The sequence below is a fragment of the Cognatishimia coralii genome, from assembly GCF_037478305.1.
Lineage (GTDB): Bacteria > Pseudomonadota > Alphaproteobacteria > Rhodobacterales > Rhodobacteraceae > Cognatishimia > Cognatishimia coralii.
Map to the genome: position 1 here is coordinate 135,720 of NZ_JBBGAZ010000007.1, position 15,076 is coordinate 150,795.

Annotated in this window: 17 protein-coding genes; 14 read left to right on the forward strand and 3 right to left on the reverse strand. The window is 57.8% G+C overall.

Annotated elements, in window-relative coordinates; translation table 11 throughout:
* Positions 1 to 4: 4 nt before the first annotated feature.
* The 3 genes from WG622_RS13400 to WG622_RS13410 are packed head-to-tail and all read left to right on the forward strand — an operon-like array spanning position 5 to position 3,554.
* Entirely contained in the window at positions 5 to 895 is an 891-nt protein-coding gene (locus WG622_RS13400; RefSeq protein ID WP_339404073.1) for an NAD-dependent epimerase/dehydratase family protein, read from the forward strand.
* Complete coding sequence (gene dgoD / locus WG622_RS13405) at positions 892 to 2,025, forward strand: galactonate dehydratase (protein ID WP_339404074.1); 1,134 nt, start codon at positions 892 to 894, stop codon at positions 2,023 to 2,025. Before WG622_RS13400 ends, dgoD begins: the two co-directional genes overlap by 4 nt.
* A 23-nt stretch (positions 2,026 to 2,048) precedes the next feature.
* The gene (locus tag WG622_RS13410; RefSeq protein WP_339404075.1) at positions 2,049 to 3,554 is read left to right on the forward strand and encodes an aldehyde dehydrogenase (NADP(+)); all 1,506 of its coding nucleotides are present in this window, start codon (positions 2,049 to 2,051) and stop codon (positions 3,552 to 3,554) included.
* Here the strand turns inward: WG622_RS13410 and WG622_RS13415 are convergent.
* Positions 3,532 to 4,293 carry a FadR/GntR family transcriptional regulator gene (locus tag WG622_RS13415; RefSeq protein ID WP_339404076.1) on the reverse strand — a complete coding sequence of 254 codons (762 nt, stop codon included), beginning with the start codon at positions 4,291 to 4,293 and terminating at the stop codon, positions 3,532 to 3,534. The genes WG622_RS13410 and WG622_RS13415 overlap by 23 nt on opposite strands.
* A gap of 241 nt (positions 4,294 to 4,534) precedes the next feature.
* Here WG622_RS13415 and WG622_RS13420 point away from each other — a divergent pair, with 241 nt between their 5' ends.
* The 6 genes from WG622_RS13420 (at position 4,535) to WG622_RS13445 (ending at position 10,148) form a co-directional block, all read left to right on the forward strand.
* A complete protein-coding gene (locus WG622_RS13420; protein ID WP_339404077.1) occupies positions 4,535 to 5,287 on the forward strand; it encodes a polysaccharide deacetylase family protein in 753 nt (250 codons plus the stop codon).
* A gap of 147 nt (positions 5,288 to 5,434) precedes the next feature.
* Positions 5,435 to 6,247 carry a phosphonate ABC transporter ATP-binding protein gene (gene phnC / locus WG622_RS13425; RefSeq protein ID WP_339404078.1) on the forward strand — a complete coding sequence of 271 codons (813 nt, stop codon included), beginning with the start codon at positions 5,435 to 5,437 and terminating at the stop codon, positions 6,245 to 6,247.
* A gap of 58 nt (positions 6,248 to 6,305) precedes the next feature.
* Entirely contained in the window at positions 6,306 to 7,211 is a 906-nt protein-coding gene (gene phnD / locus WG622_RS13430) for a phosphonate ABC transporter substrate-binding protein (RefSeq protein WP_339404079.1), read from the forward strand.
* A gap of 122 nt (positions 7,212 to 7,333) precedes the next feature.
* Positions 7,334 to 8,212: a phosphonate ABC transporter, permease protein PhnE gene (gene phnE / locus WG622_RS13435; protein ID WP_339404080.1), complete on the forward strand. Its 879-nt coding sequence runs from the start codon at positions 7,334 to 7,336 to the stop codon at positions 8,210 to 8,212.
* Complete coding sequence (gene phnE / locus WG622_RS13440; protein WP_339404081.1) at positions 8,212 to 9,528, forward strand: phosphonate ABC transporter, permease protein PhnE; 1,317 nt, start codon at positions 8,212 to 8,214, stop codon at positions 9,526 to 9,528. The genes phnE (WG622_RS13435) and phnE (WG622_RS13440) overlap by 1 nt, the downstream gene beginning before the upstream one ends.
* On the forward strand, positions 9,528 to 10,148 hold the full coding sequence (locus tag WG622_RS13445) for an LbetaH domain-containing protein (RefSeq protein ID WP_339404082.1): 621 nt from the start codon (positions 9,528 to 9,530) through the stop codon (positions 10,146 to 10,148). The genes phnE (WG622_RS13440) and WG622_RS13445 overlap by 1 nt, the downstream gene beginning before the upstream one ends.
* Before the next feature lie 108 nt (positions 10,149 to 10,256).
* On the opposite strand, the gene phnF is transcribed toward WG622_RS13445, so the two are convergent.
* Positions 10,257 to 10,970, reverse strand: coding sequence for a phosphonate metabolism transcriptional regulator PhnF (phnF, locus tag WG622_RS13450; RefSeq protein WP_339404083.1), 714 nt, complete (start codon positions 10,968 to 10,970; stop codon positions 10,257 to 10,259).
* Positions 10,971 to 11,087: 117 nt separating this feature from the next.
* On the opposite strand from phnF, the gene phnG reads away from it, so the two are divergent.
* The 3 genes from phnG to WG622_RS13465 are packed head-to-tail and all read left to right on the forward strand — an operon-like array spanning position 11,088 to position 13,167.
* Positions 11,088 to 11,528 carry a phosphonate C-P lyase system protein PhnG gene (gene phnG / locus WG622_RS13455; protein WP_339404084.1) on the forward strand — a complete coding sequence of 147 codons (441 nt, stop codon included), beginning with the start codon at positions 11,088 to 11,090 and terminating at the stop codon, positions 11,526 to 11,528.
* A complete protein-coding gene (gene phnH, locus WG622_RS13460) occupies positions 11,525 to 12,091 on the forward strand; it encodes a phosphonate C-P lyase system protein PhnH (RefSeq protein ID WP_339404085.1) in 567 nt (188 codons plus the stop codon). Before phnG ends, phnH begins: the two co-directional genes overlap by 4 nt.
* Positions 12,082 to 13,167 (forward strand): carbon-phosphorus lyase complex subunit, encoded by a 1,086-nt coding sequence (locus WG622_RS13465; protein ID WP_339404086.1) that lies wholly within the window; start codon positions 12,082 to 12,084, stop codon positions 13,165 to 13,167. The genes phnH and WG622_RS13465 overlap by 10 nt, the downstream gene beginning before the upstream one ends.
* 2 nt (positions 13,168 to 13,169) lie before the next feature.
* Here WG622_RS13465 and WG622_RS13470 read toward each other — a convergent pair whose 3' ends face one another.
* Positions 13,170 to 13,421 (reverse strand): hypothetical protein, encoded by a 252-nt coding sequence (locus tag WG622_RS13470; protein ID WP_339404087.1) that lies wholly within the window; start codon positions 13,419 to 13,421, stop codon positions 13,170 to 13,172.
* Between the two features lie 31 nt (positions 13,422 to 13,452).
* Here WG622_RS13470 and WG622_RS13475 point away from each other — a divergent pair, with 31 nt between their 5' ends.
* Complete coding sequence (locus WG622_RS13475; RefSeq protein WP_339404088.1) at positions 13,453 to 14,307, forward strand: alpha-D-ribose 1-methylphosphonate 5-phosphate C-P-lyase PhnJ; 855 nt, start codon at positions 13,453 to 13,455, stop codon at positions 14,305 to 14,307.
* Positions 14,304 to 15,074, forward strand: a complete 771-nt coding sequence (gene phnK / locus WG622_RS13480; RefSeq protein ID WP_339404089.1) for a phosphonate C-P lyase system protein PhnK — start codon at positions 14,304 to 14,306, stop codon at positions 15,072 to 15,074. The genes WG622_RS13475 and phnK overlap by 4 nt, the downstream gene beginning before the upstream one ends.
* Positions 15,075 to 15,076: the final 2 nt, after the last annotated feature.

Sequence of the window (15,076 nt, forward strand, 5' to 3'; positions counted from 1 at the left end):
AACTATGAAGAAAATTTGCGTAACCGGAGGAAGTGGCGGCGCTGGGAATGCGGTGATCGAGCATCTGCTCGCGCAGGGCTATGACTGTGTGAACATCGACATCAAACCGCCCAAGACCCAGCATTGCCCTTTTATTGAGGTCGATATGACCGACTATAAGGCCGTCTATGAGGCGATGGCCGGCTGTGATGCTGTGGTTCATTTCGCGGGCAATCCGGAACCTGACTTTGACCATTGGGAATCCGCGGACCGGTTCAACAACAACACCAGCGCCCTGTTTAACGCCTTCAATGCGGCTCAGGCGCATGGGATCAAACGCGTGGTCTGGGCCTCATCTGAAACCATCTTTGGCTTCCCCTTTGACACGAACCATCAAGAAAGGCTGCCGGTCAACGAAACCTCTGAACCTCAGCCTCAAGGTGGCTATGCGCTGTCCAAGATGATCTCCGAGACCCTGGCTGAACAAATGGCCAAGCTCTATGGCATGACGTTCATCGGCCTGCGGCTGTCCAATGTGCTCTATGACGACGTGAACGCCGTTCCGAGTTTTCAGAAAATCCCCGGATACTGGGAGGACATGCCGTATCGCAAGTTCAACCTCTGGGGCTATATCGACAGCCGCGATACGGCGCGGGCGGCGCGCTTGGCGCTTGAGGCGGATATCTCGGGCGCCGAGGTGTTCAATATCGCCGCAAAAGACACGCTGATGCGACAGCCCACCAAAGAGCTGGTCGACACGGTGATGCCGCAATCAAAACTCGATCCCCAGATCACAGGTCACATGGCGCTTTTGGACTGTGCCAAAGCGCGCGACCTCTTGGGGTTTGAACCGGACTACAACTGGCAAGACGTCCTCGGGTTGACCGTGGATGGCACCCGTAAAGGTGACGCATGAAGATCAAGAATATCACCACTCATCTGCTGAAAGAATGGCGCACTATGCTGTTCGTCGTCGTGGAAACCGATGACGGGACAATCGGTGTTGGCGAGAGTGGTTTGACCAGTCGCGAATATGCGGTCGCGGGGATGATTGATCATCTCAAGACCCTGCTGATCGGCGAGAATGCTTTTGACATCGAACACCATTGGCAGACCATGTGGCGCGCGGGATTTCATCCTGCGGGGCAGGTGCTGTCCAGCGCCATCGCAGCCATCGATATCGCCCTTTGGGATATCAAAGGTAAGGCACTTGGCGCGCCCGTATATGAGCTGCTGGGCGGACGGGCACGTCAGAAGGTTCTCAGTTATTGTCACCTGCGCGGTGCTACACCCGAAGAGACATTGGCCTCGGCCAAAGAGCATGTCGCCATGGGCTGGAAAGCGCTGCGTTGGGAGCCGAGCTACGGCGAAGACATGATCATGCGCGGGCGCTGGTCTGTGGACAAGGCGATCGAGGAGTTTCGCTTGCTGCGCAGTGAGTTAGGTCCCGAAATTGAGCTGGCTTTTGACGCCCATACCAAATTTACGCCCGCTGAGGCCGCTTATTTCTGCAATGCAATCGCCGATCAGCGGCCAATGTTTGTCGAGGATCCGCTACGCAGTGAATATACCGATGCCTACCGTTCTCTGAGGGGCAAGACGGCTGTGCCTCTGGCGGCGGGCGAGCAATTTGCCTCGAAATGGCAATTTGTGCAGATGTTGCAGGACAACCTTATGGATTATTGCCGTGTGGATCTCTGCATTGCCGGAGGGATTACCGAAGGGCGCAAGATCGCCGCCATGTGCGAGGCCCATATGGTGGATCTTGCCGTCCATAACCCGATAGGCCCTGTGTCAACGGCAGCTTGTTTGCATTTGAATATGGCCAGCCCGAATGTCTTGGTGCAAGAACTGCCAAAGAGGCCGGGCGAATGTCTGGATGATGTGATCGCGACAGATCAGACCTGGGAAGATGGCTGGTTGACCTGTTCCGGCAAGCCCGGTCTTGGGGTCGAGGTTGATATCGAGGCGCTTACAAAATACCCATTTGAACCAGAACATTTGCCAATGCTACGCCGAGAAGACGGCAGCTACGCCAACTGGTAAGCCAAACACTAAGTGGAACGACCATGTTACAGAAAAAACATTTGATAGCTGGCGATTGGGTGGACGCAGAAGAGCGGTTCGAGAATCAGCCTGTGACCGGGGATGCGGACAGTTTCGCGGCAGGTACTCAGATGCATGTCGATCAAGCGGTAAGGGCTGCAGAAGATACGTTTTGGAGTTTCGGCTATTCCACGCGAGACGCGCGTGCCGCCTTCTTACGCAAAATCGCCGATGAAATCGAAGCCCGCGGTGCCGAGATCACGGCGATGGGCGTCAAAGAAACAGGACTGCCAGAGGCCCGTCTTGAAGGAGAACGTGGGCGCACGACGGGCCAGCTTCGCTATTTTGCCGATGCGATTGAGACGGGCGATTATCTGGACCGCACCCATGACGCGGCCTTGCCGGATCGCGCGCCCTTGCCGCGCCCGGACCTGCGCCTGATGCAACGCCCGATTGGCCCTGTTGCGGTCTTTGGAGCGTCCAACTTTCCATTGGCCTTTTCGACGGCCGGGGGTGACACGGCTGCGGCTTTGGCGGCTGGGTGCCCTGTGGTTGTGCGTGGTCATCATGCCCATCCCGGCGTATCGGACCTGGTGGCTCAGGCCATCGATGCTGCGATTAAAGCCTGCGACATGCCTGCCGGCGTACTCAGTCTGATCCAAGGTGGCCCGCTCGAGGTCGGCGCGGCTCTGGTTCAACACCCGCTGATCAAGGCGGTCGGATTTACCGGATCGCTCAAAGGTGGGCGTGCTTTGTTTGACCTATGCGCGGCCCGCCCCGAACCGATCCCGTTTTTCGGAGAGCTCGGATCCGTGAACCCCATGTTCCTTCTGCCGGAACTTCTTGCCACCAAAGCCAAAGCCACAGCCGAGGGCTGGGCGGCATCGCTGACCATGGGGGCAGGGCAGTTCTGTACCAACCCGGGCGTTGTTGTGATGATTGCAAGCGAGGGCGCCGATGCCTTCTTGGATGCGGCGCAAACGGCGTTGGGTGGGGTTGCGCCTCAGGTCATGCTGACGGATGGGATTGGCCAAGCCTATCAGGCCGGACAAGCGCGGATATCGGACAAACCCCAAGTCACCTCCTTGATTGCACCAGAGCTCGCGGCCCGCAGCGCAGCGCCGTCTCTTGCACGCGTTTCGGCGTCGGATTGGCTGGCTGACGATACGCTCGCTGACGAGGTCTTTGGACCCTTTGGGTTGGCCGTTATCTGTGAAAACGAAGGAGACATGCGCGCTGTGGCAAAATCCCTGCATGGCCAACTGACCTGTACCCTGCATCTGGAAACAGGCGATGAGGCGCTGGCCCAAAGCCTCATGCCAATCTTGGAACATAAAGCAGGCCGTGTCTTGGCAAACGGTTTCCCAACCGGTGTCGAGGTCTGTGATGCAATGATGCACGGGGGGCCTTATCCGGCGTCAACGACCTTTGGCGCGACCTCTGTCGGCGCGATGTCGATCCGTCGTTTCTTAAAGGCGGTCAGCTATCAGAACCTGCCCGAGGCGCTTATTCCGCAGGACTTGCGTTGATAATCTTTTCAGCCGTGTCGCTGTTTTCAGTCAGCATTTGATACATCAGCCGCCGTGCCTCAATCGGGTTTGCGGCGGAAATTGCCTGCGCCACATCGATATGGGCCTGTCGGTTCACTTGCACCTCGGGCACCACTTCGGCGCCGGTGGAATAGCTAAATTGCAAAAGGGCGCGAATAAGGCCGCGCAGTTGCGCCAGGATCAGGTTGCCTGTGGCTTCAAGGATTGTGGCGTGAAACGTGTAATCCGCGGCGAGCATACCATCCATGCCGTAGGGCTCGGGATTTATGTGCTGCGCCGCCTTTAGGATCTTTTCCCGCTGTTCAGACGTTCCATTTTCGGCGGCCAGTTTCGCAGCCTCAGGTTCGACCATCAGGCGCATCTGCGTGCTGGCTGCATAAATCCGCGTCGCTGCAGGGCTGGTTGGATCGTGCCAGACAATGACATCGGGGTCCAAAAGGTTCCAGGATTCAAATGGCAACACCCGCGTTCCGTACCGGCGAGCTGTCCGCAACATGCCTTTGCCAGACAAAACCTTCGTCGCTTCGCGCACCACAGTTCGGGACACACCCAGCATGTCGCAAAGTTCCGCCTCGACGGGGATGGTCACCCCTTCCGCGAACTCTCCACGTGCAATCATCCGACCCAATTTATCGACCGCCGTTTTCACAGAGCCTGTAGGCAGTTCGTTTAGAAAGAAATCGGGCAGCTCAAAAGGCGAAGACGCTGATTTTTTCATAATATCCCCTCTGCCAAGATATTATCTAAGCGCATCTCAATAACCAAGACGAAACGATTAACTTATTCGCCAGAACGGAGAAAAATGTGCGATTTGTTCAACTTTCTTTCATTCCGATGTGCAAAATGAGAGAACTGATCTTTCTATTTGAGAGAGGCTAGTGGATTGCAATTACAGTCGAATTCAGATGCATTGCTCCTTTGCTAAGAAACTAGCATATCTGTGAGCGGATGGACGCAAGATGCAGATTGATTGGACACCTCTCAGAGACGAACTCTCCAAGTGGCACCAAAAGGGGCTGACCTTGCCGCTTTGGTGGCGTGATGATGATGCAGAAACCGATGGGCCTGCTTTGGATCGTCTGATTTCTCTCTCGAAGGAAGTGGGAGTGCCAGTGCACCTTGCCGTGATCCCGCGCAATGCGACACCGCAACTGGCGGCGCGTTTGGCCAACGAGTCGCATATCGTTCCCATTGTCCACGGTTGGGCCCATCGCAATCACGCGCGCGGTCTTGGGGATCGCTCCGAGTTTACAGATGCGCGCTCGCCTCAAGCAAATCGCGATGACGCCGAAGCCGCGCTTCGGGCGATGCGAAGGTTGATTCCCGAACGCCTTCTGCCGGTCTTTGTGCCACCCTGGAACCACATCGATCCGGGGGCCGCGCACGAGCTGGCAAGGTTGGGCTACAAAGTTCTCTCGACCTGCGACGCCCGTCACACGGCAGAACCTTTTGAGGGCTTGTTGCAAATCAATACCCATCTTGATCCGATTGCTTGGCGAGACGGAGAGGGGCTACATGACACGACCTATCTGGTCAGCAATTTGGTCGCTACTCTCAAGCGGCGACGGCAAGGTAAAGACGACAACCAAGAGCCGTTCGGGCTGTTGACGCATCACCTGGCGATGCAGGATGACGTTTGGGAGTTCACCGCGCAATTCTGGTCCGAGATTCTCTCTGCTCCGCACGAAATTGCGACGATCGCGCCGCATTAGACAAATTCTGACGTCGTTAGACTAATTCGGCCTCAGCGCTGTTTCTGTTACCAAAGCTTTGCATTGCCGACATCTAAGCGCCACAGAAGCGTTAATTTAACTTCAACTGCGCTCCTTAGGGTTCCTCCAGAATTTCGGGGGAATGCCATGCTAAGCGTTCAAGGCCTGACCAAACGGTTTGGTGACAAGACAGCGGTCGATAAGGCCAGCTTTACTGTAGAAAAGCCCGCCATGATCGGCATCATCGGTCGGTCGGGCGCGGGTAAGTCCACTTTGCTGCGGATGATGAACCGGCTCGCAGATGTAAGCGAAGGGTCGATGGTCTATAATGACGTCGAGATCTCGTCTCTGCGTGGTGCTGACAAGCGCGAATGGCAATCCCGCTGCGCGATGATCTTCCAGCAGTTCAATCTGGTGCCACGTATGGATGTAGTGTCCAACGTACTGCACGGAACGCTCAATCGCCGCTCGACGCTGGCGTCGATGTTCAACCTCTATCCGCAGGTGGACATCCACAAAGCCATTGAAATCCTTGATCGTTTGGGCATTGCCGAGCAGGCCGCGAAACGCGCTGAAGCCCTGTCTGGCGGTCAACAGCAACGTGTCGCCATCGCCCGCGCTCTGATGCAAGACCCGCAGATCATTCTGGCGGACGAGCCGATTGCGTCACTTGACCCTATGAACGCACAAATCGTGATGGAGGCCCTGCGCCGCATTCACGAAGAAGACGGCCGCATGGTCATCTGCAACCTGCACACGCTCGACACCGCGCGCCGCTATTGTGACCGCGTCATCGGCATGCGCGACGGGCGCATCGTCTTTGACGGCACACCCGCGCAACTGACCACAGGTGTGGCACGCGACATCTACGGCGCGGGCGATGACTTTTCTGAAGCCGCCACAAGCACCGAAATCGAGACCTTGGATCGGTCGGACTCTGCACGCGCAGTCCCGGCCTAATTTTTCGACCCGTGGCCTTGGGGGACGCGGGCGGACACTTCATCACTAGGAGAAAGAGATGAAAAACGTAGTAGCACTGGCTCTGGCCACCACCATGCTGTCTGGCGCGGTTTCCGCAGAAGGCATCAAAGAATTCCGCATCGGCATCCTGGGCGGCGAGAACGCGCAAGACCGTTTGAACTCTTACGAGTGCCTGCGCTCTTACACCGAAGACGCGCTGGGCGTTGAAACCAAGCTGTTCGCACCAGCGGACTACGCGGGTGTTATCCAGGGCCTCGTAGGCGGCACGCTGGACTTTGCATGGCTGGGCGCGTCTTCTTACGCGGCGACCTATCTGCAAGACGCAGACGCGGTTGAGCCAGTTCTGATCAAAGTGAACGTGGATGGCTCCATCGGCTATCACTCCATTGGTTTTGCCCGCAAAGACAGCGGCATCACCTCTCTGGACGACATGCAGGGCAAAGTCTTTGGCTTTGGTGACCCGAACTCCACCTCTGGCTACCTGATCCCATCCATCGAGATCCCTCAGTACAAAGACGGCATCACCATGGAATCCGGCGCATACTTCGGCGAAGTTAAATTCACCGGCGGCCACGAGCAGACTATCGTTGCAGTGAACAACGGCGACATCAACGGCGGCGTGACCTGGGCTGACGGCCAAGGCGACTGGGAAGACGGCTATAACTCTGGCGCGCTGCGCAAAGCGGTTGACGCGGGTCTCGTAGACATGAACGACCTGGTGCAAATCTGGAAATCCAAGCCGATCCCAGAAGGCCCAATCGTTCTGCGCAAGAGCCTGCCAGCGGACGTCAAAGCAACCATGACCAAACTGGTTGATGACATGTTCGAAAACGACGCGGCATGTGCCTACAACATCGCAGCGGGCGACACTCTGGGCTTCCAGCCAGTGACCCACGAAACTTACGTCTCCATCATCGAAGCACGTAAGCTGAAATCCAAATAAGCCACACAGGCTTGCGGCGGGTCCCCCATCGGGGCCCGCTTTTTCATGACATTTCAAGCGTTTCGGTGTGAGGCTTCGCGCAAGCCCCAGTCCACAACGCTTTGAGGATAAGGCACGTCAACATGACAGAGGCTGCAGTAAGCCCCCCGCGGATCAGCGTGATCCAAGACGCCTATATGGCGCAGACCCAGAAAAAGAGGCGCTATGGCTTTCTGACTCTGGTGATCTTTATCTTTGTGATGGTGGCGGGATTTAACACCGCAGCCTCGCGCAATGGGGGATCCTTCTGGGGCGGGATCGACAATTTCTTTGACTATCCGGCCGAAGTGGTTAGCGAGGCGGTGGAGAAATCCGCAGAACTGCCTGCGCATTTCGTGGCCTACTTCCCGGCGCTGGTCGAGACGGTCAATATCGCGGCGGTCTCCACCTTGATCGGAGCGCTGCTTGCAATCGTGCTCTCGCTCTTGTCCACGCGTGGTTTGGCACGGTTCCCACGCATGATCCCGGTGTTTCGCCGCGCCATGGACATCATGCGCGCCGTACCTGAAATCGTGATCGCTCTTGTGTTGATCTTTATCCTCGGCGGCGGACCTGTGCCTGCGATGATCGCGATTGCATTCCACACCGCTGGCGCGCTGGGCAAGCTTTTTTCTGAAGTCAATGAAAACGCTGACCTCAAGCCTGTCGATGGGCTTGCGTCTGTGGGTGCCACCTGGAGCCAGAAGATGCTTCTTGGGGTTGTCCCTCAAGTTGCGCCCAACTGGCTGAGCTACGCGCTCTTGCGGTTTGAAATCAACATTCGCGCCTCGGCGATCCTTGGCTTTGTGGGCGCGGGCGGCCTTGGCTATGAGCTTAAGAACGCGATTTCCTGGGGGCAGGGGCGCTTTGATGAGGCGGGTGCGATGTTCATCCTGCTCTTCCTGACAATCATGTTTTTCGACCAAATCTCAAGCTATTACCGCGACCGTCTGGTGCACGGTACAGGCGAAGGGGCACACTGATGGCCACTCTTGACACAAACGCTGGGCTACAACTGCAAGCCGACCGGATCTTTCTGCGCAAACGCCTGGTGGCGTTCAGCATTCCGGCTCTGATCCTGGCCTACCTGACCTATGTCTTCTTTGCCTTCAACATCCCGGATGTGATCGAAAAGGCCAATGGCGACAATGCACGTGCGCTGGTGGCTGACACCTATAGCCACAAGGTCCACGTCACCCGCGACAACCGGAACGCGGCTGTTACTGTGGCGATCGAAGGCGAAAAGAAAGGCCGCTACCCCGAAGGCACATCGCCAGAGTGGGTGAGCCTAGGGGACACCACCGTGATCGATCTGGGTGAGGGTCATATCGTGACCTTTGGTCCCGAGACAATCACCTATGACGTGCCCGGCTATGGTCTGATCAAAGCCACGCCAACCCGCGCGCAGGGTGTGATCCAGGAATATCCAACGGATGAGATCCCCGCGTGGGTCAACGCCTCAAAGAACCGCATGGCGGTCACAACCGAGGCCGGACGTCTGACTGTCACCCGCAACCGCTCTGAGGTGTTCCGCTATTTCGGCGGTTGGGAGCTCTTTTTCTTCACGCTGGACAGCCCCTATCACGGCCTGTCCATTGGCGAGGTGCTCTCACGCGCCCTCACCGGCGAAGCTGGGGCCATCGTAAGTGACTTCTGGAACAACGCGATGTGGCGTCATGGCGACGTGGCCTGGGCGATTGGCGAGACCATTCTGATGGCCTTCCTTGGCACCTTCGGGGCTGCGGTCGTTGCTTTGCCATTTTCGTTCTTGGCGGCCAAGAACTTCACACCTCTGCTCACAGTTCGCTTTGCCATGCGCCGTTTCTTTGACTTTGTACGCGGGGTAGACGGGCTTGTCTGGACCATCATTTTAACACGCGCCTTCGGACTTGGGCCTTTGACCGGCGCGCTGGCCATTTTGATCACGGACACCGGATCTTTTGGTAAGATGTTCTCCGAAGCCCTTGAGAATGTAGATAAAAAGCAGATCGAGGGCATTCGCTCCACCGGCGCGAAACCGCTGCAAAGATACCGTTTCGGAGTGATCCCTCAGATCACGCCAATCCTTCTCAGTCAGGTGCTCTACTATCTGGAATCCAACACCCGCTCAGCAACCGTGATCGGTGCGATCACCGGCGGTGGCATTGGCCTCTTGCTGACCCAGGCGATCATTACGCAGAAAGACTGGGAAGAAGTCACCTACTACATCGTCCTCGTCGTGCTTATGGTGATGTTCATGGATTGGGTCTCGGGCTGGCTGCGTGGCCGCCTGATCGGCACAGCAGAGGACAAACATTGATGGCGCGACTAAAAGCTGAAGCTCCGGTTCTGCATGCCAATGCGAGCGTGGTGAACTCCGAGCTTGGAGGGTTTACCGAGGTCGGCGAGGGCTCGCGGCTCTTGAATTCCGAGCTTGGCGATTATTCCTACTGCGAACGCTTCTGCGACATCGCCAATACGACCATCGGCAAGTTCTCAAACATCGCGAGCTTCGTGCGGGTGGGGGCCACGGATCATCCGCTAGCCACCGCCTCGCTGCATCACTTCCTGTATCGGTCTTCAGACTATTGGGATGATGCGGACAACGATGCAGAGTTCTTTGAACACCGGGCCTCCCGCCGTGCCAGTATCGGCCATGACACCTGGATCGGTCATGGCGCGATGATCAAACCCGAAGTGACGGTCGGCCATGGCGCTGTCGTGGCGGCTGGTGCGATTGTCACCAAAAACGTCGGCCCCTATGAAATCGTCGCAGGCACGCCGGCCACCGTTTTGCGCTTGCGCCAACCACGCGACATCGCAGAGCGCATAATAGACCTTGCCTGGTGGGATTGGGACCACGCGCGTTTGCGCGAAACATTGGAAGATTTCCGCAGCCTCCCTGCCGCGGCCTTTCTGGAAAAATACGAGGGCGCATAGGGGCTTTGCCCCTCGGCCCAAGGGCCTCACCCCAGAGTATTTTAGGCAAGATGAAAGCGCGCGCTCATTCTCTTGCCAAAAATATCCTCGCGCCGAAGGCGTCCCGCGCTAGGCATCTTCCTCTAGGGTTAGTGTGACGCGGTCCCCAGCGAACCAGGTGCGCCCAAATTCAACTTTCTGTCCATGCTGATCGACACTCATACTGGTCGTGTAGATCAAAGGCGCACCTTCCCGCAGTTCCAGATGCAGCGCTTGTGTCGCGTTCGCCAAAGTTGCGCGCACGCGGGTTGATGCGCGGGTATAGTCTTGGATGCCAGCGAGCTCCAAAGCTTTGGTGACGCTACTTTCGCGGCGCATGAGCTCGCCAATTCCAGGTAGGCGAGCCTCGGGAAATTCGCTGATCGATAGCGCGATTGCCTGATGATCGCCGTAAGACACGCTGTGGCGCAAAGTGATGAGGGCACCCGCTTCCAGATCAAGCCGCGCCGCTTCTTTCGCGGTGGCAGGACGGGTTTCCACATGCAGGACTTTCTTAGACGGAGCTCGCCCCGCGGCGCGCAGGTTCTGGTGGTACCTTACTCGTTTGCCGATGGGGTAATCGGTCGGAGCCCCTTTCACAAAAGCCCCCGATCCGCGCCGTGTACGCACCAGCCCATCCTCGACCAAAACCGATATCGCATGCCGGATCGTGTGACGGTTCACACCAAACCGCTCGGCCAGCTCGGCCTCCGTCGGAAGCTTGTCACCGGGCCTGTAGCGTCCCTCAGCCATATCCTCACGCAGGGCGTTTGAGATGGCCTGCCATAGAGGTGTCTTACTCATGTCGTCTCTCCGTTACGCAAGTTTCACAAAATCTTTCTGGCTCGATGGCCTCGAATCTCGCATAATAAGTCTAGTTGTATAGTGTAACGAAAATTTGTCGAGACAGAGATGGGACAGATGGAAACACAAGATCGCCAGGCCTGGATAGGGCTGTTGGCAAAGGCCCCAAAGGGGCGAATTGCGGATCTCTTAGGAGATCGCGCAGAGACCGGTTTTGAATGGTTGCGCAAGCCCGAAGTGGGTAGCGTGATGATCCGGGGCCGCATGGGCGGCACGGGGTCGGCCTTTAATATGGGCGAGATGACTGTGACGCGCTGTGCGCTGAAACTGGACGCCGGCGTCGTCGGGCATGGCTATGTGCAGGGCCGCAGCAAAGCTGACTCCGAGGCCGCGGCCTTGGTCGATGCTTTGATGCAGACGGATCACGCAGAGGATGTCCGGGCGCAGGTTCTCACCCCTCTGGAAACCGCCCAACGTGAAGCTCGCGCGCTGCGCACCCGCAAGGCCGCAGCCACGAAAGTGGATTTCTTCACCATGGCACGAGGAGAAGACAGATGAGCGCGACAGCTTTAGAAGGCGGGTTCAAAAACCCTCCGCATGACTCAGCGCGCGCCTTTCGTGCTCTGATGAATGCGATGGCGCGGCCTGGCACGACCCATGAAGTTGCGGGCGCGCTGCCGCCGGCACCGATGTCCATTGCGGCGGGCGTTCTGCTGCTGACGCTCTGTGACGGCGATACGGGTATCTATCTGACACCCGAATTTGACACCGAAGAGATCCGCACTTGGATCAGCTTTCACATCGGCGCGCCTTTTGTGGCCCCGATGAAAGCAGATTTCGCGGTCGGGCGCTGGAATGAACTCGCGCCAATTGATCGCTTTGCGATTGGCGACGCGGAATATCCTGATCGCTCTACGACTTTGGTGATCGAGGGGCAGGGGTCTGAGGACGTCACCCTGAAAGGCCCAGGCATCAAAGACATGCAGGCCTTTGCTTTGCCAGAGGTCGCGCCGTTCCAAAACAACCGCGCGCTCTTTCCGCTGGGCCGCGATTTCTATTTCACCCAAGGTGCCAAGCTTGCAGCCTTGCCTCGCTCAACGGAGGTCACCCCATGTATGTAGCCGTAAAGGGTGGCGAGCGCGCCATTGACAACGCGCATGCCTGGCTGGCTGAGGAACGCCGTGGGGATACCACGGTCGCAGAGCTGAGCGTTGATCAGATCAAAGAGCAGCTCAAGCTGGCCGTGAACCGTGTGATGGCCGAAGGCTCTCTCTATGATCCAGACCTTGCCGCGCTGGCGATCAAACAGGCGCGCGGGGATCTGATCGAGGCGATCTTCCTCATTCGCGCTTATCGCACGACGCTGCCGCGGTTTGGCAATTCCAATCCGGTGGAAACCAGCAAAATGGCTTGTGAGCGCCGGATTTCCGCGACCTTCAAGGATCTGCCGGGCGGGCAGGTTTTGGGCCCGACCTTTGACTACACCCATCGCTTGTTGGATTTCAAACTGGCAGCCGAGGGCGAAGAGGTTCAGGCGGCGGAGCGTGAGGCAGAACCAGTTGACGTGCCGCATGTCACTGAATTCCTAAACAAAGAAGGCCTCATCGAAGAAACCTTCCCCGAAGAAACCACGCCTCCGGACCTCACCCGCGGGCCGCTGGAACTCCCTGCCGAGCGTGCGTTGCGCCTGCAGGCGCTGACCCGGTCGGACGAGGGTTTCACCCTTGGCTTGGCCTATTCCACCCAACGAGGCTACGGGCGCACGCATGCCTTTGTGGGCGAGCTGCGCATTGGCGAAGTTGCCGTTGAAATGGACATCCCAGAGCTGGGCTTTGCCATCGAGATCGGCGAGGTCACCCTGACGGAATGTGAGACGGTGAACCAATTCGTCGGCTCTAAATCGCAGCCGCCGCAGTTCACCCGTGGCTATGGTCTGGTCTTTGGCCAGAACGAGCGCAAATCGATCTCGATGTCCCTCGTGGACCGCGCGTTGCGTTGGGAAGAGTTTGGCGAAGACAACGAAGGCGTGCCGGCGCAGGACGCGGAATTCGTGCTCTATCACGGGGACAATATCCAGGCGACGGGGTTCCTCGAGCACATCAAGCTGCCGCATTACGTGGATTTCCAGGCGGAACTCGAACTCATCCGAAAACTGCGCGCCGAGGCGGCTGCAGAGCAGAAGGAGGCCGCTGAATGACGCTAGTTGCCGCCGCCGTCGATGCTCCCATCGCCAGCTCCAAAGTTGCCCGAGCCGCCTCCGTAGGATGTGTCGCCGGCAAAGTGCGGACGGTACATCGACGTCTGGGTCGACCCATCTCGGTCAGTCCAGCTCCAAGTTCCGTCTTCGTTTTGGCGCATCGTCTTCCATTTGCGGCGATCTCGCAAAATGTCGCGAAGGGCGATGAACAACAAGAATGCAACCAGAGATCCAACGATCAACAAGACTTCCAAGGCTCTCTCCTAAAATCAGGTTCGTATCAAAATGTCTGATTACAACTTTGCATATCTCGACGAACAAACCAAACGCATGATCCGTCGTGCGATCCTCAAGGGGCTCGCGATCCCCGGCTATCAGGTGCCATTTGCCAGCCGCGAGATGCCGATGCCCTATGGTTGGGGTACGGGGGGCGTGCAGGTCTCGGCCGCGACGCTGATGCCTGAGGACACGATGAAAGTCATCGACCAAGGCGCGGATGACACGACCAACGCGGTCTCGATCCGCAAGTTCTTTGAGAACACAGCCGAGGTGAAAACCACCACTGCGACCTCTGAGGCGACCGTCATTCAGACGCGTCACCGGATCCCCGAGGAACCACTTTCTGAGGATCAGATCCTCGTCTATCAGGTGCCGATCCCGGAACCTCTGCGTTTTCTGGAGCCGCGCGAGACCGAGACCCGCAAGATGCACGCGCTTGAGGAATATGGCCTCATGCATGTGAAGCTTTACGAGGATATCGCCAAACACGGCCATATCGCCACGTCCTACGCCTATCCAGTGCAGGTCGAAGGGCGCTATGTGATGGACCCGTCGCCGATCCCGAAGTTTGACAATCCCAAAATGGAAATGGATGCGATCCAGCTGTTTGGGGCAGGGCGCGAGCAGCGGATCTATGCGCTGCCGCCGCACACCAAGGTGGTCAGCCTTGATTTCGAGGATCACCCCTTTGAGGCCTCCAAGGCGGATCACGTCTGTGATCTCTGCGGCGCGACCCACAGCTATCTGGACGAGGTCATCACCGACGATGAAGGCGGGCGGATGTTTGTCTGCTCGGACACCGATTACTGCGAAAGCCGACGTGGCGAGGGCCATGTTGGACCGAAAGGAGTGGCGGCATGACACCTTTGCTCTCAGTCAAAGACGTCAGCAAATATTACGGCAACCGGATTGGCTGCGCGAATGTGGGGTTTGACCTCTATCCCGGCGAAGTCATGGGGATTGTTGGGGAATCTGGCTCTGGCAAATCGACCCTGCTGAATTGTCTGGCCGGTCACCATGCGCCCGACACAGGCGAAGTGATCTTTGACACCCGCACCGATGGTCCGCGCGACACATTGCAAATGAGCGAACCAGAGCGCCGGATGCTGGGCCGCACCGACTGGGCCTTTGTGCATCAACATGCGCGTGATGGGCTGCGTATGGGCGTGTCGGCTGGCGGCAATGTGGGCGAACGCCTTATGGCCGTGGGTCAACGCCACTATGGCGATATCCGCGCGCAGGCGGTGGATTGGCTGGGCCGCGTCGAGATCGACGAAGACCGAGTTGATGACCGCCCAACCGCTTTTTCCGGCGGCATGCAGCAACGACTGCAGATTGCCCGCAACCTTGTGACCGGCCCGCGTCTGGTCTTCATGGACGAGCCGACCGGAGGCCTTGACGTCTCGGTCCAGGCACGCCTCTTGGATCTGTTGCGCGGTCTGGTGCGTGATCTTGGATTGTCGGCCATTATCGTGACCCACGACCTCGCCGTCGTACGCCTTTTGGCGGATCGCCTGATGGTGATGAAATCCGGTCATGTGGTGGAAACAGGCCTGACCGATCAGGTTCTGGATGATCCGCAACATGGCTATACCCAGCTGCTCGTCAGCTCTGATTTGCAGGTATAAGA

Bases quoted from the DNA above. Each gene is read 5' to 3' on its own strand.
- phnF (WP_339404083.1), bottom strand. From the start codon at position 10,970: ATGAGTAAGACACCTCTATGGCAGGCCATCTCAAACGCCCTGCGTGAG.
- phnH (WP_339404085.1), top strand. From the start codon at position 11,525: ATGAGCGCGACAGCTTTAGAAGGCGGGTTCAAAAACCCTCCGCATGAC.
- phnG (WP_339404084.1), top strand. From the start codon at position 11,088: ATGGAAACACAAGATCGCCAGGCCTGGATAGGGCTGTTGGCAAAGGCC.
- phnK (WP_339404089.1), top strand. From the start codon at position 14,304: ATGACACCTTTGCTCTCAGTCAAAGACGTCAGCAAATATTACGGCAAC.
- phnC (WP_339404078.1), top strand. From the start codon at position 5,435: ATGCTAAGCGTTCAAGGCCTGACCAAACGGTTTGGTGACAAGACAGCG.
- WG622_RS13475 (WP_339404088.1), top strand. From the start codon at position 13,453: ATGTCTGATTACAACTTTGCATATCTCGACGAACAAACCAAACGCATG.
- WG622_RS13400 (WP_339404073.1), top strand. From the start codon at position 5: ATGAAGAAAATTTGCGTAACCGGAGGAAGTGGCGGCGCTGGGAATGCG.
- phnE (WP_339404081.1), top strand. From the start codon at position 8,212: ATGGCCACTCTTGACACAAACGCTGGGCTACAACTGCAAGCCGACCGG.
- WG622_RS13445 (WP_339404082.1), top strand. From the start codon at position 9,528: ATGGCGCGACTAAAAGCTGAAGCTCCGGTTCTGCATGCCAATGCGAGC.
- dgoD (WP_339404074.1), top strand. From the start codon at position 892: ATGAAGATCAAGAATATCACCACTCATCTGCTGAAAGAATGGCGCACT.
- WG622_RS13465 (WP_339404086.1), top strand. From the start codon at position 12,082: ATGTATGTAGCCGTAAAGGGTGGCGAGCGCGCCATTGACAACGCGCAT.
- WG622_RS13410 (WP_339404075.1), top strand. From the start codon at position 2,049: ATGTTACAGAAAAAACATTTGATAGCTGGCGATTGGGTGGACGCAGAA.
- WG622_RS13420 (WP_339404077.1), top strand. From the start codon at position 4,535: ATGCAGATTGATTGGACACCTCTCAGAGACGAACTCTCCAAGTGGCAC.
- phnE (WP_339404080.1), top strand. From the start codon at position 7,334: ATGACAGAGGCTGCAGTAAGCCCCCCGCGGATCAGCGTGATCCAAGAC.
- WG622_RS13415 (WP_339404076.1), bottom strand. From the start codon at position 4,293: ATGAAAAAATCAGCGTCTTCGCCTTTTGAGCTGCCCGATTTCTTTCTA.
- phnD (WP_339404079.1), top strand. From the start codon at position 6,306: ATGAAAAACGTAGTAGCACTGGCTCTGGCCACCACCATGCTGTCTGGC.